The organism is Pseudomonas sp. LP_7_YM (genome assembly GCF_004364435.1).
Taxonomy (GTDB): domain Bacteria; phylum Pseudomonadota; class Gammaproteobacteria; order Pseudomonadales; family Pseudomonadaceae; genus Aquipseudomonas.
The window spans coordinates 148,768-161,577 of sequence record NZ_SOCT01000005.1 but is presented as its reverse complement, the minus strand read 5'-3'; the positions used below and the strand labels follow the sequence as shown (position 1 = coordinate 161,577).

The window sequence follows — 12,810 nt, the reverse complement described above, 5'->3', positions numbered from 1 at the left end:
TACGGTATGTCCGGCGACCCGTCCGTAACTGACCACATCTACGCTACGCATCAGGCGCTGGCGCGACGCTGATTTGCCTGCTGCACAATTTCCCGCCGCCGCTGATCGGTCGCCGCGCGCCATTCGCGGATGTCCTCGACGCGCCGGAAGCACCCTGTGCACATTTTATGTTCGTCCAGGCGGCAGACGCTGATACACGGCGAAGACACAGCCGGGCTGACATTGCTGAACAGCGGCTTAGGCGCCTTGACGGGGGCAGCGTTGATCACTGCCGATTTCCGTCTTCATGGCCGTCGACGGCGTCGAATTCGATTTCAACACCAGCCTGTTTCATAGCCAGACGATTAAGCATCTCGCCCAGCAGCTCTTCGCTCTTGTCACAGACCCAGCGCTTTTCCTCTTCGTCGTAGTCAAAGTGGAAACCACCGGCAGGCGCCGCCAGCCACAGCTGACGCAACGGCTCCTGACGACTGATAATGAATTGAGTACCGTTCTCGAATTTCACGGTCAGCACACCCGCCGAACTCTCAAGGTCAAGATCCAGACCGCTTTCGTCGAAGATATCCTCGATCAAATTTTGGGTCTCATCTACCAGGTCGTGAAAGCGGGCTTCGGTCAAACTCATTGCAAGAACCTCGAAAGTGTCTACAGATGGCGCAAGCGACGCAAGATACGGTCGCTGCTGGCCAATTGCAAAGCATACCCGCCCATTAGCAACCTGCCGCGCCAAAAAACGCGGCGATCGCCAACATATCCGGTCCCTGCGTCAAAGGCCCGCCGGACGAGAACCGTAGCGCATAGGCAATCTGTCGGGTGGTCGGTATACTCGGGCGCAATTAATGCTTATACAAAGGATTTCGCCATGAAGCGCCTGATTTCCTCCCTGGCCGCGCTCCTCGCTGTTGCGTGTCTGGTCTCTGCCTGCGGTCAGAAAGGCCCGCTGTACCTGCCCGATGACGACTCGTCCGACGGCAACAGCCAGACCCAATCGCACTCGCACAAGCACCAGACCTCGACCAACTAGGATTGCCCATGGACGCCTTCAACTATCGCGACGGCGAGCTGTTCGCGGAAGGAGTGGCATTGTCTGCCGTGGCCGAGCGTTTCGGCACGCCGACCTATGTCTACTCCCGAGCGCATATCGAGGCGCAGTATCGCGCTTATGCCGATGCCTTGAGCGGCATGCCACATCTGGTCTGCTTCGCCGTCAAAGCCAACTCCAACCTAGGCGTACTCAATGTCCTGGCGCGTCTGGGCGCCGGTTTCGACATCGTTTCGCGCGGTGAGCTGGAGCGCGTACTGGCGGCAGGCGGTCAGGCAGACAGAATCGTGTTCTCCGGCGTCGGCAAGACCCGTGACGACATGCGTCGAGCGCTGGAAGTCGGCGTGCATTGCTTCAATGTCGAATCCACCGACGAGCTGGAACGCTTGCAGATGGTGGCCGCCGAGATGGGCAAACGCGCCCCGGTATCCTTGCGGGTGAACCCGGACGTCGATGCGGGAACTCATCCGTACATTTCCACAGGGCTCAAGGAAAACAAGTTCGGCATCGCCATCGCTGACGCCGAAGACGTCTACATCCGCGCCGCACAGCTGCCAAACCTGGAAGTGATCGGTGTCGATTGCCACATTGGTTCGCAACTGACGACCCTCTCGCCCTTCGTCGATGCGCTGGATCGCCTGCTGGATCTGGTCGACCGTTTGAGCGATTGCGGCATTCAGCTGCGCCACCTGGATCTGGGTGGCGGTCTGGGCGTGCGTTATCGCGATGAAGAGCCGCCACTTGCGGGCGATTACATCAAGGCCGTGCGCAAGCGTCTCGAAGGCCGCGACCTGACGCTGATGTTCGAGCCAGGGCGTTTCATCGTCGCCAACGCCGGCGTGCTGCTCACCCGCATCGAATACCTCAAGCACACCGAACATAAAGATTTCGCAATCGTCGATGCTGCGATGAACGACCTGATCCGCCCGGCGCTGTATCAAGCCTGGATGGACGTCAAGGCCGTTCAACCTCGCGAAGGCGCGACACGCTCCTATGACATCGTAGGGCCAATCTGCGAGACCGGCGACTTCCTGGCCAAGGAGCGCGAACTGGCGCTGGCCGAGGGCGATCTGCTGACCGTGCACTCTGCGGGCGCCTACGGCTTCGTCATGAGCTCCAACTACAACACCCGCGGACGCACCGCCGAGGTGTTGGTCGATGGCGATCAGGCGTTCGAAGTGCGTCGCCGTGAAACCGTGACTGAGCTATATGCCGGCGAAAGCCTGCTGCCGGAGTGACCCCATGCTGCTGCGTTTTACCAAGATGCATGGCCTGGGCAACGACTTCATGGTGCTGGACCTTGTGAGCCAGCACGCGCATATCCAGCCCAAGCACGCCAAGCAATGGGGCGATCGGCACACGGGCATCGGTTTCGACCAGTTGCTGTTGGTCGAGGCGCCGAGTAATCCGGACGTGGATTTCCGCTATCGGATCTTCAATTCCGACGGTTCCGAAGTCGAACAGTGCGGCAATGGCGCGCGCTGCTTTGCCCGCTTCGTGCTGGACAAGCGCCTGACGGCCAAGAAGCAGATCCGTGTCGAGACAAAGGGCGGGATCATCGAGCTGGATATCCGCAACGACGGACAGATCAGCGTCGACATGGGCGCACCGCGTCTGATACCTGCAGACATCCCTTTCGATGCGCCAGAACAGGCAACCTGTTACACACTGGACGTCGATGGCGAAAGCGTCGAACTGGCCGCTGTTTCGATGGGTAATCCCCATGCCGTGCTGCGCGTGTATGACATCAACAATGCACCGGTGCACACGCTCGGTCCGAAAATCGAGAACCACCCACGCTTCCCGGCCCGGGTGAATGTGGGCTTTCTTCACGTTGTTGATCGCCAGCGCGCACAATTGCGTGTCTGGGAACGCGGCGCCGGAGAAACCCAGGCCTGTGGCACGGGCGCTTGTGCGGCGGCAGTCGCAGCCATCAGCCAGGGCTGGATGGAATCGCCGCTGCTGATCGATCTGCCCGGCGGACGTCTGTCCATCGAGTGGGCCGGCCCGGGTCATCCGGTACTGATGACCGGCCCGGCCGTTAGGGTTTACGAAGGCCAAGTACGTCTATGAGTGAGAGTATCCAATGACCGATCTGCCTCAGACTTCAACCGACACGCCCGGCGAATCACCTGCCGATCAAGCAGTGCCTGCCCTTGAAGCCGAGGCAGTCGCGGCCTGGCTGCAACAACACCCGGATTTTTTCGCTGAGCATGACGAACTGCTCACGGCAATGCGCATTCCGCATCAGCGCGGCGACACCGTTTCGCTGGTAGAGCGTCAGCTCAAACTGCTGCGCGAACGCAATATCGAGATGCGCCATCGACTCTCGCAACTGATGGACGTGGCCCGTGACAACGATCGACTGTTCGAGAAAACCCGCCGCCTGATCCTTGCGCTGATGGACGCCACCAGTCTGGAAGAGATCGTCATCGCTGTGGAAGACAGCCTGCGCCAGGAGTTTGAGGTGCCATTCGTGAGCCTGATCCTGTTCAGCGATAACCCGATGACGGTGGGCCGCTGGGTCAGCGGCGCTGATGCGCAGAAGGCCATTGGCGGACTGATCTCCGGCAACAAAACCGTTTGCGGCGCTCTGCGCGATCACGAGCTGGAGTTCCTGTTCGGTGCCCAACAGAGCAAGGAAGTTGGCTCCACCGCCATCGTCGCGCTGAACCATCAAGGCCTGCACGGCGTCCTGGCCATTGGCAGCCGCGACCCGCAGCACTACAAAAGCTCGGTGGGCACGCTGTTCCTGACATACATCGCAGATGTGCTTAGCCGCTTGCTGCCGCGCTTCACCAACGCCCTGCGCTCGGTCCGCTAGTCATGGAGCGGCAGCTGGACGCTTACTGCACGCACCTGCGCAGCGAGCGCCAGGTGTCGAGCCACACGCTTGAAGCCTACCGACGCGACCTGAGCAAGGTCTTGGGGTTCTGCGAAAAACAACACATCGACAGCTGGAGGGCGCTGGATATCCAGTCCATGCGCAGTCTGGTCGCCCGCTTGCACCAGCAAGGTCAGTCATCGCGCAGCATTGCCAGGTTGCTGTCAGCCGTACGCGGCTTCTATCACTACCTTAATCGCGAAGGCCTTTGCGACCACGACCCGGCCAACGGCCTGTCGCCGCCCAAAGGCGAGCGTCGACTGCCCAAGACCCTGGATGCCGACCGCGCTTTGCAATTGCTGGAAGGGGGCGTGGAAGACGAGTTCCTCGCACGTCGCGATCACGCGATTCTAGAACTGTTTTACTCATCCGGTTTGCGGCTTTCCGAACTCACGGGGCTGAACTGCGCGCAACTGGATCTGGCCGACGGGCTGGTAGAAGTGCTCGGCAAAGGCAGCAAGACCCGCGTCCTGCCAGTGGGGCGCAAGGCGCGCGAGGCCCTGGAGCAGTGGCTGAAACAGCGAACGCTCGCCACCCCCCAAGACGACGCAGTGTTTATCAGCCAGCAAGGCCGACGCCTTGGGCCGCGCTCGATTCAGCTTCGGGTCAAGGCGGCCGGCGAACGTGAACTGGGGCAAAATCTGCATCCGCACATGCTCCGACATTCCTTCGCCAGCCACCTGCTGGAGTCCTCTCAGGATCTGCGCGGCGTGCAGGAACTGCTTGGCCATGCCGACATCACCACGACTCAGATCTACACCCATCTGGACTTTCAGCATCTGGCAACGGTCTACGACAGCGCCCACCCAAGGGCCAAACGCAAGGACTCTTCCGAATGAGCATCAAGCTGATCACCTTCGATCTGGACGACACGCTGTGGGAAACCGCTCCGGCGATCGTCAGCGCAGAGACTATGCTGCGGGACTGGCTGGGGGAGAACGCCCCCAAGCTGGGTCCGGTGCCGGTGGAGCATTTGTGGGAGATTCGCTCGCGACTGGTCGACGCTGACCCCGGTTTCAAGCACCGGATCAGCGCCCTGCGTCGTCGGGTGCTGTTTCATGCGCTGGAAGATGCAGGGTATGGTCAGGCTGAGGCGCAGGATCTGGCCGAACAGGCTTTCGAGGTGTTTCTTCAAGGGCGGCATAAGCTGGACATCTTTCCTGAAGTGGTGCCAACGCTGGAAATTCTGACCAGGTCCTACACCCTTGGCGTCGTCACCAACGGCAACGCAGACGTGCGCCGTCTGGGCCTGGCCGATTACTTCGCCTTTGCGTTGTGCGCCGAAGACCTGGGCATCGGCAAGCCTGACCCTGCACCATTTATCGAAGCACTGAAACGTGGCAACACGAATGCAAGCCATGCAGTACATGTCGGCGATCACCCTGGCGATGATATCGCAGGCGCCCAGCAGGCCGGTTTGCGCGCAATCTGGTACAACCCGGGTGGCAAGGCATGGGAAGCTGATCAATTGCCGGACGCACAGATCAGCAGCTTGACGCAGTTGCCTGAAGTGTTGGGGCGTTGGGGGTAAGCGTTGGCTGGGGTTCGCCACTTCGATCAACCTAACAACCCCAGGTCAACACCCCAAAAAAAGCCCGCAGCGACGGCGGGCTTTTTTTCAGCAGGCATCGGACACCCTTAAATAGGGCGGCTACCGTACTTGTTGTCAGGCTTTTTCGGCGGGTCGGCGACCACGTTGGCGTCCACCTCCTGCACTTTGCCGCCGCGGGCGAGGAATTCTTCCATCGCACGCGCCAGCGCATCACGCTCTTTGTTCTTGGCTTCTACGCTCGGCAGCTCATCAACCGAGACTGCAGCCTTGGCTTTGCCTTTGGCCGGAGTTGCCGACGCTTCGGGACTGTCTTCGACATCCGCCACGTCGTCATCGGGAGCAGCCGCAAGCTCCTCACCATCGTCCTCGCCTTCCAGATCGTCTTCCAGACCTTCGTTATCGATGTCATCGTCGCTCATGTTCTACCTCATGACTTGCGCAAGCAGATTAGTTATAGCCCAGCTGCGCTCCATTTCTAGGACAGCCGGAAAATTCAACTACCGCCGACAATCAGCGGTCGTGCCCCTCTCCCTGAAGGGTAGCGAGGACTTTACGCGCACCGCCTGCATCGCGATGCTCTCCTAAATAAACACCTTGCCATGTTCCCATCGCCAATCGCCCGTCCGTCACCGGAACAAGCAACTGACAACCCAGCAGACTGGCTTTGAAGTGCGCTGGCAGGTCATCCGGGCCTTCGTCGTTATGCTCATAACCATCACCTCCCTGAGGGATGAGCCGGTTGAAGAAACGCTCGAAATCACGGCGAACGGCCGGGTCGGCATTCTCGTTGATGGTCAACGAGGCCGAGGTATGCTGCAGCCACAAATGCAACAGCCCGACTCGACAATCACGCAATCCGGGAAGGTCTGCGATTATCTCGTCAGTTACCAGATGAAATCCGCGAGGCCTTGCCCGCAGGGTGATTCTGGTCTGTTGCCACATACCGTTCTCCGTCCTTCGGCGCGCATTCTATCGCGCTGAAAAAAAAAACAAAGCGCGTAATGAGTGACGTTTTTTGTAAGCCTGAAACCCGGAACGCAACGCCGTTGCAAAGAGACTCAGGGCAACCCTGAAGCCACCGCCATGCAAGGTTCTCGCTCCGCTTGTCGATCATCCGTTCGCTGTCCTGCCTATCGACAAACTCCAGACAAAAAAATGCCCGGAAATCCGGGCAATTTTTTCACAGCCGTGATTACAGGTTGTAGCCACGCTCGTTGTGTTGCGCAAGGTCCAGACCTACAGCCTCTTCTTCCTCGGTGACACGCAGACCCATGACAGCGTCCAGCACCTTGAGGATAATAAAGGTCACGATGGCGGTGTAGATGATTGTGAAACCTACGCCTTTGCACTGAATCCAGACTTGTGCAGCAACATCGGTGACGGTACCGAATCCACCCAGCGAAGGGGCCGCGAAGACACCGGTCAGGATGGCGCCGAGGATACCGCCGATACCGTGAACGCCGAAGGCATCCAGGGAGTCGTCATAGCCGAGTTTGCGCTTCAGGCTGGTGGCGCAGAAGAAGCAGACCACGCCAGCCGCCAGACCGATGATCAAGCCGCCCATTGGCCCCACAGTGCCGGCAGCCGGGGTGATGGCAACCAGGCCGGCAACTACGCCAGAGGCGATGCCCAAAGCACTGGGTTTACCGTGGGTCAGCCATTCAGCGAACATCCAGCCCAGCGCAGCGGCGGCGGTTGCGATTTGAGTCACCAGCATGGCCATGCCGGCAGTGCCGTTGGCTGCTGCCGCGGAGCCAGCGTTGAAACCGAACCAGCCCACCCACAGCATCGCGGCGCCGACCAAGGTGTAACCCAAATTGTGCGGAGCCATCGGGGTGGTCGGGAAGCCTTTGCGTTTGCCCAGGACCAGGCACGCGACCAGGCCAGCCACACCGGCGTTGATATGCACGACAGTGCCGCCCGCAAAATCGAGGACGCCCCAGTCGCCTAGCAGAGAACCCGGACCGCTCCAGACCATGTGCGCGATCGGGGCGTAGACCAGGGTGAACCAGATGACCATAAAGACCAGCATCGCGGAGAACTTCATGCGCTCTGCGAAGGCGCCGACGATCAGCGCCGGGGTGATGATGGCAAACGTCATCTGGAAGGTGACGAATACAGCTTCCGGGAACAGAGCCGTTGGACCGGTGATACTTGAAGGCGTGATGCCCGCCAGGAATGCCTTGGACAGCCCGCCGACGAAGGAATTGAAGTTAACGACGTTGGCTTCCATACCGGTGGTATCGAACGCCATGCTGTAGCCGTAGACGACCCATAGGATGCTGATCAGGCCGGTGATGGCGAAGCATTGCATCATGACCGAAAGGACGTTTTTCTGGCGAACCATGCCGCCGTAGAACAGTGCCAGACCCGGAATGGTCATGAACAGCACCAGAGCGGTGGAAGTCAGCATCCAGGCGGTATCGCCGGAATTGAGTACAGGGGCTGCCACCTCGTCTGCCGCCATGGCCAGGCCAGGGGTTACGAGGGACAACAGGGCTCCTAGCCCTGCGAATTGACGCAGAGTCATATTGTTTTCTCCTGGGGCGTTGGGTGTGACGGCTTAGATGGCGTCGGTATCGGTTTCGCCGGTACGAATGCGAATAGCCTGTTCCAGATTAACCACGAAGATCTTCCCGTCACCGATCTTGCCGGTGTTGGCTGCTTTGGTTATCGCTTCGATAACGCGATCCAGATCCTTGTCGTCGATCGCAACGTCGATCTTTACCTTGGGAAGGAAGTCGACTACGTATTCCGCACCGCGATACAGCTCGGTGTGGCCTTTCTGACGTCCGAAGCCTTTGACTTCAGTGACTGTGATGCCCTGCACGCCGATTTCCGACAACGACTCGCGTACGTCGTCCAGCTTGAACGGCTTGATGATGGCAGTGACTAGCTTCATGAAACTTTCTCCCGAATTGGTGGACTTGCCCCAGGAAAACAAACCCGTCTCAAGTCTAAGCGCAGTGTCTGGCTTTGTAACGCGTCGATGGCCCGAAACAGACCTGACCAACAGAAAACCGCTTCTGACGAAAACCTTCCCCGCTCCGCCTGCCGCACTGCATTCGTCACAACGACTGCATCAGTGCATGGGTCATATGCCACTAAGCAGAAAGCTTGCCATCTCATGAAAATCTGCCAACTACGGCCTGCACGGGGCACTGCGACGAGTTGACATCGCACTCACCCGTTCTGACCGCACAACAACAGTGCACGCGTGCACCGCGCAACGCTCGAAAACCGTGCGCCCTGCAGCCCATGAAAGACTATAGGCACTGCGTGGTACACTGCCGCCCACTCTGATTCTGGAAGTTGACCATGCTCGCGCCCAAAGCCTTTCTAGATGCCCTGAGCGGCCATGCATCGCGGTTGTTCAATGGCGAAACCCCACTGCCCCGCAACGAATTCGAAACCCAGTTCAAAGCGCTGCTGCAAAACGGCTTCAGCAAACTGGATCTGGTGAGTCGTGAAGAATTCGACAGCCAAATGATCGTCCTCGCCCGCACCCGTGCCCGGCTTGAGGCGCTGGAAGTGAAGATGACGGAGATGGAAGCGCAGTTGGCGACGCAGGTTAAGGAATAACCCATAAACCTATGGCGCCCTCTGTAGGAGCGGGCTTGCTCGCGAAAGGGCCTTTACGTGACCGCCACGCTCGGGACACATGCCGTAGAACTTGCAACAGTGTCTATCTCTGACCTCTGACTATCCTTGAGCACGCCGCAGGAAGCGGTGCTGCCATCAAGGATCGTCATGTCCCTCGCCATTGTCCTGAGCCGCGCGCAAGTCGGCGTCGAAGCACCTGCTGTCACCGTCGAAACCCATCTGGCCAACGGCTTGCCCGCGTTGACGCTGGTGGGTCTGCCCGAGGGTGCGGTGAGAGAAAGCAAGGATCGGGTGCGCAGCGCGATCCTCAACTGCCGCCTCGATTTCCCGGCTCGGCGCATTACCTTGAATCTCGCGCCGGCCGATCTGCCCAAGGACGGCGGACGTTTCGATCTGGCGATTGCGCTGGGATTGCTGGCGGCGAGCGGGCAGCTGCCAACCCTGGCGCTGGAGGGCATCGAGTGCTTGGGCGAGCTGGCGTTGTCCGGGGCGATACGGCCAGTGCAGGGCGTATTGCCTGCAGCATTGGCCGCTCGGGAAGCCGGCCATACCTTGATTGTCCCTGCGGTCAACGCCGAGGAGGCCTGTCTGGCGTCGGGGTTGAAGGTGATTGCAGTCAGTCATCTTCTGGAGCTGGTGTCCCACCTCAATGGCCAGACTACTATCGCGCCGTACCAATCCAACGGTCTGCTCCTGCAAACACAGCCCTATCCCGACCTGAGTGAGGTGCAGGGCCAGACCGCCGCCAAACGCGCACTGCTGGTGGCCGCAGCCGGTGCCCATAACCTCTTATTCAGCGGCCCGCCCGGCACAGGCAAGACACTGCTCGCCAGTCGGCTTCCGGGATTGCTGCCGCCACTGGACGAGCGTGAAGCGCTGGAAGTCGCAGCCATTCTGTCTGTCGCCAGTCATGCGCCATTGACCAGTTGGCCTCAGCGTCCTTTTCGACAGCCTCATCACTCGGCTTCCGGCCCGGCACTGGTGGGCGGAGGCAGTCGTCCACAACCCGGCGAAATCACTCTGGCTCATCACGGCGTGCTGTTTCTGGATGAGCTGCCAGAGTTTGATCGACGGGTGCTGGAGGTCTTACGAGAGCCCTTGGAATCAGGGCATATCGTGATTTCGCGGGCCCGTGATCGCGTGCGCTTTCCGGCGCGCTTTCAGTTGGTTGCAGCGATGAACCCCTGCCCTTGTGGCTATCATGGCGAGCCAACCGGACGTTGTCGCTGTTCCACCGATCAGATTCAGCGCTATCGCAATAAATTATCCGGGCCATTGCTGGACCGGATCGACCTGCACCTGACAGTTGCCCGCGAAGCAACATCACTGGGCGCCATGCCGCAAACTGGAGAGACCAGCGCCAGCGCTGCTCAGATCGTGTGCGAAGCAAGGGAGCGCCAGCAGCAACGCCAAGGCTGCGCTAACGCCTTTCTCGACCTCCCCGCCCTGCGCCAGCACTGCGTATTAACGCCCGAAGACGAAGCCTGGCTAGAAACCGCTTGTGAACGCTTGAGCCTGTCGCTGCGCGCCGCTCATCGATTGCTGAAAGTGGCGCGCACGCTGGCGGATCTGGAGCGGGTGGAGGCGATATCCAGAAGCCATATTGCTGAAGCGTTGCAGTACCGGCCATCATCGGGGTGAGCGTTTCAAGCTTTTGATTCTGGCCGCAGGCCGTAGGGGCAAGTGACGCACCTACGGCCTTCGGCAGAATCAAAAGAAATCCGCGTTCACGCCTAAGGTCGTGCCTATCTCACCGAAACCTATCCACTTCCTTGCGCAAATCCGCCGCCAGCGCATTCAACTCCTGCGCGGTCACGGCCAGGTTCGAGACCACTTCGCGTTGTTCGCTGTTGGCTTGGGCGATGCTTTGCAGGTTGGCGCTGAGCAAGGTAGCGGTGCTGCTTTGCTCTTGGGTCGCGGTGGTGATCGACGCAAACTGCTCGCCAGCCGAGCGGCTTTGTTCGTCGATATGCGCCAGGGCTGCGGCGACTTTAGCGTTACGCGACAGGCCCTCCTGCATCAGCGTATTGCCCTGTTCCATGGTGCTGATGGCGTTACCGGTTTCCTGTTGAATGCTGGCGATCATGCCGGAGATCTCGTCGGTCGCCTGACGCGTGCGCGATGCCAGATTGCGCACTTCATCGGCCACCACGGCAAAACCACGACCCTGCTCACCTGCCCGCGCCGCCTCGATGGCCGCGTTGAGTGCCAGAAGATTGGTCTGTTCGGCGATGGAGGTAATGACGCTGACAATACCGCCGATCTCCTGCGAGCGCTGACCCAGGGTGTCGATGACCGACGCGGTGCTGCCCAGTGAGCCGGCAATCTGTTGAAGCGAGGCCGATGCCTCTTCCATCGACGCACGACCGATGCGGGTCTGCTGCGCATTGCCTTGGGCGAGTCGCTCGGTGTTGCTCATGTTGTCGGCGATGGTCAGGGCCGTGGCGCTGAATTCTTCGACGGCCCCGGCCATGCTGGTGATTTCACCGGACTGCTGCTCCATGCCTTCGTAAGCGCCACCCGAGAGGCCCGACAGCGCCTGGGCACGCCCGCTGACTTCCTGAGCGGCGGTGCGTATATGCGACACCATGTCTTCCAGCGCCCCGCCCATCTTGTTGAAGCTGCTTGCCAGTTGCCCGATTTCGTCATGACTGGAGATGTTCAGACGAACGCTAAGATTGCCCGCCCCCAGGGCCTCGGCCTGATTCACCAGATCCGACAGCGGCTGCAATTTACTGCGCAATAACCAGATCGCCGAACCGACCGCAATCAGCATCGCCAAGAGGCTGCCGATCGCCAGTTGAGTGCCGACACTCCAGGTCACGGCGCTGATTTCAGCCTTCGGCATGGTTGCCAGGATCGACCACGGGCCACCGGAGAAGGGTTCGGCGACGGTGTAGAAATCTTCCCCAGCGTCTTGCCAGAAGCCACCTTTGTTCGGCGTTTTCACGAATTGCGCCAAGGCTTTGCTCGCCTGATCCAGATCATTCACACCCGCCGGTGGCACCAGCCATTTGTTCTGCTCGTCGAGTACGGCCAGTGAACCGGTCGAGCCAATGCGGAAGTTCTTGAGATTGTCGAATTGGGCGTTTTGCGCGTCGGTGTAATCGAAGCCTACGAACAGGACGGCAATAACCTTGCCGCTGTTGTCGCGCACCGGGGAATATTGCGTCATGTACAACCGATCAAACAGCAGTGCGCGGCCTACATAGCCTTGGCCCGCCAGCAGTTTTTCATAGGCGGGATGCTTGTGGTCCAGCACAGTGCCGATGGCACGGGCGCCGTCCTGTTTGTTCAGCGAGGTACTGATGCGGATGAAGTCGTCGCCACTGCGCACAAAGACCGTCGCCACGCCCGCCGTCATCTTTCTGAAGTCATCGACTTCGGCGAAATCATTATTCAGGGGTTTGCCGTCAAGCAGCAGTGTCGGTGTCTGCATGCCCGCGACGGCAATCTGCTGATCGGCCTGCAATGCCAGGCCACTGTTGAAACGCTTCTCGAACAGCCCGCTCAGGCGCTGGGTACTGTCGCGCAGGGTGCTGTGGAAGGTATTCAACTGGTCAGCCAGCAACCGCGCTTCGCTGCCCATGTGTTCTTCGCGGATGGTGAGGTTCGCCGAATCCAGAGATCGCAGGGCAAACAGGGTACTGCCACTAATGACAACGGCCAGGATAACGGCCAGGGCGATGCCGAGCTGCGAGGCGATACGGGCACGAGGCTGAGGCATGA

15 protein-coding genes and 1 pseudogene are annotated in these 12,810 nt (G+C 59.9%); 8 read left to right on the top strand and 8 right to left on the bottom strand.

The features are described from left to right. Nucleotides 1-50: 50 nt before the first annotated feature. On the bottom strand, nucleotides 51-269 hold the full coding sequence (locus tag EC915_RS14605) for a DUF1289 domain-containing protein (protein WP_133751246.1): 219 nt from the start codon (nucleotides 267-269) through the stop codon (nucleotides 51-53). Beyond that, entirely contained in the window at nucleotides 266-625 is a 360-nt protein-coding gene (gene cyaY, locus EC915_RS14600) for an iron donor protein CyaY (protein ID WP_133751245.1), read from the bottom strand. Before cyaY ends, EC915_RS14605 begins: the two co-directional genes overlap by 4 nt. A 237-nt stretch (nucleotides 626-862) precedes the next feature. Between cyaY and EC915_RS14595 the strand changes: the two genes are divergently transcribed. Genes EC915_RS14595 through EC915_RS14570 form a run of 6 tightly spaced genes read left to right on the top strand, consistent with a single transcriptional unit; the run spans nucleotide 863 to nucleotide 5,457 of the window. Then, on the top strand, nucleotides 863-1,024 hold the full coding sequence (locus EC915_RS14595; protein ID WP_133751244.1) for a lipoprotein: 162 nt from the start codon (nucleotides 863-865) through the stop codon (nucleotides 1,022-1,024). Between the two features lie 8 nt (nucleotides 1,025-1,032). Continuing rightward, nucleotides 1,033-2,280 (top strand): diaminopimelate decarboxylase, encoded by a 1,248-nt coding sequence (lysA, locus tag EC915_RS14590; RefSeq protein ID WP_133751243.1) that lies wholly within the window; start codon nucleotides 1,033-1,035, stop codon nucleotides 2,278-2,280. Nucleotides 2,281-2,284: 4 nt separating this feature from the next. Further along, nucleotides 2,285-3,115, top strand: coding sequence for a diaminopimelate epimerase (gene dapF / locus EC915_RS14585; protein WP_133751242.1), 831 nt, complete (start codon nucleotides 2,285-2,287; stop codon nucleotides 3,113-3,115). Nucleotides 3,116-3,128: 13 nt separating this feature from the next. Continuing rightward, nucleotides 3,129-3,866 (top strand): DUF484 family protein, encoded by a 738-nt coding sequence (locus EC915_RS14580; protein WP_133751241.1) that lies wholly within the window; start codon nucleotides 3,129-3,131, stop codon nucleotides 3,864-3,866. A gap of 2 nt (nucleotides 3,867-3,868) precedes the next feature. Beyond that, on the top strand, nucleotides 3,869-4,765 hold the full coding sequence (gene xerC, locus EC915_RS14575) for a tyrosine recombinase XerC (RefSeq protein ID WP_133751240.1): 897 nt from the start codon (nucleotides 3,869-3,871) through the stop codon (nucleotides 4,763-4,765). Beyond that, nucleotides 4,762-5,457 carry an HAD family hydrolase gene (locus EC915_RS14570; protein ID WP_133751239.1) on the top strand — a complete coding sequence of 232 codons (696 nt, stop codon included), beginning with the start codon at nucleotides 4,762-4,764 and terminating at the stop codon, nucleotides 5,455-5,457. The genes xerC and EC915_RS14570 overlap by 4 nt, the downstream gene beginning before the upstream one ends. Before the next feature lie 107 nt (nucleotides 5,458-5,564). Here EC915_RS14570 and sutA read toward each other — a convergent pair whose 3' ends face one another. The 4 genes from sutA to glnK form a co-directional block, all read right to left on the bottom strand. Continuing rightward, nucleotides 5,565-5,897: a transcriptional regulator SutA gene (sutA, locus tag EC915_RS14565; RefSeq protein ID WP_133751238.1), complete on the bottom strand. Its 333-nt coding sequence runs from the start codon at nucleotides 5,895-5,897 to the stop codon at nucleotides 5,565-5,567. Between the two features lie 91 nt (nucleotides 5,898-5,988). Next, on the bottom strand, nucleotides 5,989-6,420 hold the full coding sequence (locus EC915_RS14560) for a secondary thiamine-phosphate synthase enzyme YjbQ (RefSeq protein WP_133751237.1): 432 nt from the start codon (nucleotides 6,418-6,420) through the stop codon (nucleotides 5,989-5,991). 250 nt (nucleotides 6,421-6,670) lie between these two features. Further along, complete coding sequence (locus EC915_RS14555; protein ID WP_133751236.1) at nucleotides 6,671-8,008, bottom strand: ammonium transporter; 1,338 nt, start codon at nucleotides 8,006-8,008, stop codon at nucleotides 6,671-6,673. A 33-nt stretch (nucleotides 8,009-8,041) separates the two neighbouring features. Further along, nucleotides 8,042-8,380 carry a P-II family nitrogen regulator gene (gene glnK / locus EC915_RS14550; RefSeq protein ID WP_002555808.1) on the bottom strand — a complete coding sequence of 113 codons (339 nt, stop codon included), beginning with the start codon at nucleotides 8,378-8,380 and terminating at the stop codon, nucleotides 8,042-8,044. Nucleotides 8,381-8,796: 416 nt separating this feature from the next. Between glnK and EC915_RS14545 the strand changes: the two genes are divergently transcribed. Beyond that, nucleotides 8,797-9,060 (top strand): accessory factor UbiK family protein, encoded by a 264-nt coding sequence (locus EC915_RS14545; RefSeq protein ID WP_133751235.1) that lies wholly within the window; start codon nucleotides 8,797-8,799, stop codon nucleotides 9,058-9,060. Nucleotides 9,061-9,228: 168 nt separating this feature from the next. Next, complete coding sequence (locus EC915_RS14540) at nucleotides 9,229-10,722, top strand: YifB family Mg chelatase-like AAA ATPase (RefSeq protein ID WP_133751234.1); 1,494 nt, start codon at nucleotides 9,229-9,231, stop codon at nucleotides 10,720-10,722. 109 nt (nucleotides 10,723-10,831) lie between these two features. Here EC915_RS14540 and EC915_RS25660 read toward each other — a convergent pair whose 3' ends face one another. Both EC915_RS25660 and EC915_RS25655 read right to left on the bottom strand, forming a co-directional pair. Then, entirely contained in the window at nucleotides 10,832-11,554 is a 723-nt protein-coding gene (locus EC915_RS25660) for a methyl-accepting chemotaxis protein (RefSeq protein ID WP_372237905.1), read from the bottom strand. A gap of 177 nt (nucleotides 11,555-11,731) precedes the next feature. Next, nucleotides 11,732-12,670, bottom strand: a pseudogene (locus EC915_RS25655) (Cache 3/Cache 2 fusion domain-containing protein); the annotation flags it as partial. Between the last annotated feature and the right edge of the window lie 140 nt (nucleotides 12,671-12,810).

What these genes read in the sequence shown, in the direction of transcription:
- cyaY (WP_133751245.1), bottom strand. Translation starts at nt 625, where the DNA reads ATGAGTTTGACCGAAGCCCGCTTTCACGACCTGGTAGATGAGACCCAA.
- EC915_RS14595 (WP_133751244.1), top strand. Translation starts at nt 863, where the DNA reads ATGAAGCGCCTGATTTCCTCCCTGGCCGCGCTCCTCGCTGTTGCGTGT.
- lysA (WP_133751243.1), top strand. Translation starts at nt 1,033, where the DNA reads ATGGACGCCTTCAACTATCGCGACGGCGAGCTGTTCGCGGAAGGAGTG.
- dapF (WP_133751242.1), top strand. Translation starts at nt 2,285, where the DNA reads ATGCTGCTGCGTTTTACCAAGATGCATGGCCTGGGCAACGACTTCATG.
- EC915_RS14580 (WP_133751241.1), top strand. Translation starts at nt 3,129, where the DNA reads ATGACCGATCTGCCTCAGACTTCAACCGACACGCCCGGCGAATCACCT.
- xerC (WP_133751240.1), top strand. Translation starts at nt 3,869, where the DNA reads ATGGAGCGGCAGCTGGACGCTTACTGCACGCACCTGCGCAGCGAGCGC.
- EC915_RS14570 (WP_133751239.1), top strand. Translation starts at nt 4,762, where the DNA reads ATGAGCATCAAGCTGATCACCTTCGATCTGGACGACACGCTGTGGGAA.
- sutA (WP_133751238.1), bottom strand. Translation starts at nt 5,897, where the DNA reads ATGAGCGACGATGACATCGATAACGAAGGTCTGGAAGACGATCTGGAA.
- EC915_RS14560 (WP_133751237.1), bottom strand. Translation starts at nt 6,420, where the DNA reads ATGTGGCAACAGACCAGAATCACCCTGCGGGCAAGGCCTCGCGGATTT.
- EC915_RS14555 (WP_133751236.1), bottom strand. Translation starts at nt 8,008, where the DNA reads ATGACTCTGCGTCAATTCGCAGGGCTAGGAGCCCTGTTGTCCCTCGTA.
- glnK (WP_002555808.1), bottom strand. Translation starts at nt 8,380, where the DNA reads ATGAAGCTAGTCACTGCCATCATCAAGCCGTTCAAGCTGGACGACGTA.
- EC915_RS14545 (WP_133751235.1), top strand. Translation starts at nt 8,797, where the DNA reads ATGCTCGCGCCCAAAGCCTTTCTAGATGCCCTGAGCGGCCATGCATCG.
- EC915_RS14540 (WP_133751234.1), top strand. Translation starts at nt 9,229, where the DNA reads ATGTCCCTCGCCATTGTCCTGAGCCGCGCGCAAGTCGGCGTCGAAGCA.
- EC915_RS25660 (WP_372237905.1), bottom strand. Translation starts at nt 11,554, where the DNA reads ATGGCCGGGGCCGTCGAAGAATTCAGCGCCACGGCCCTGACCATCGCC.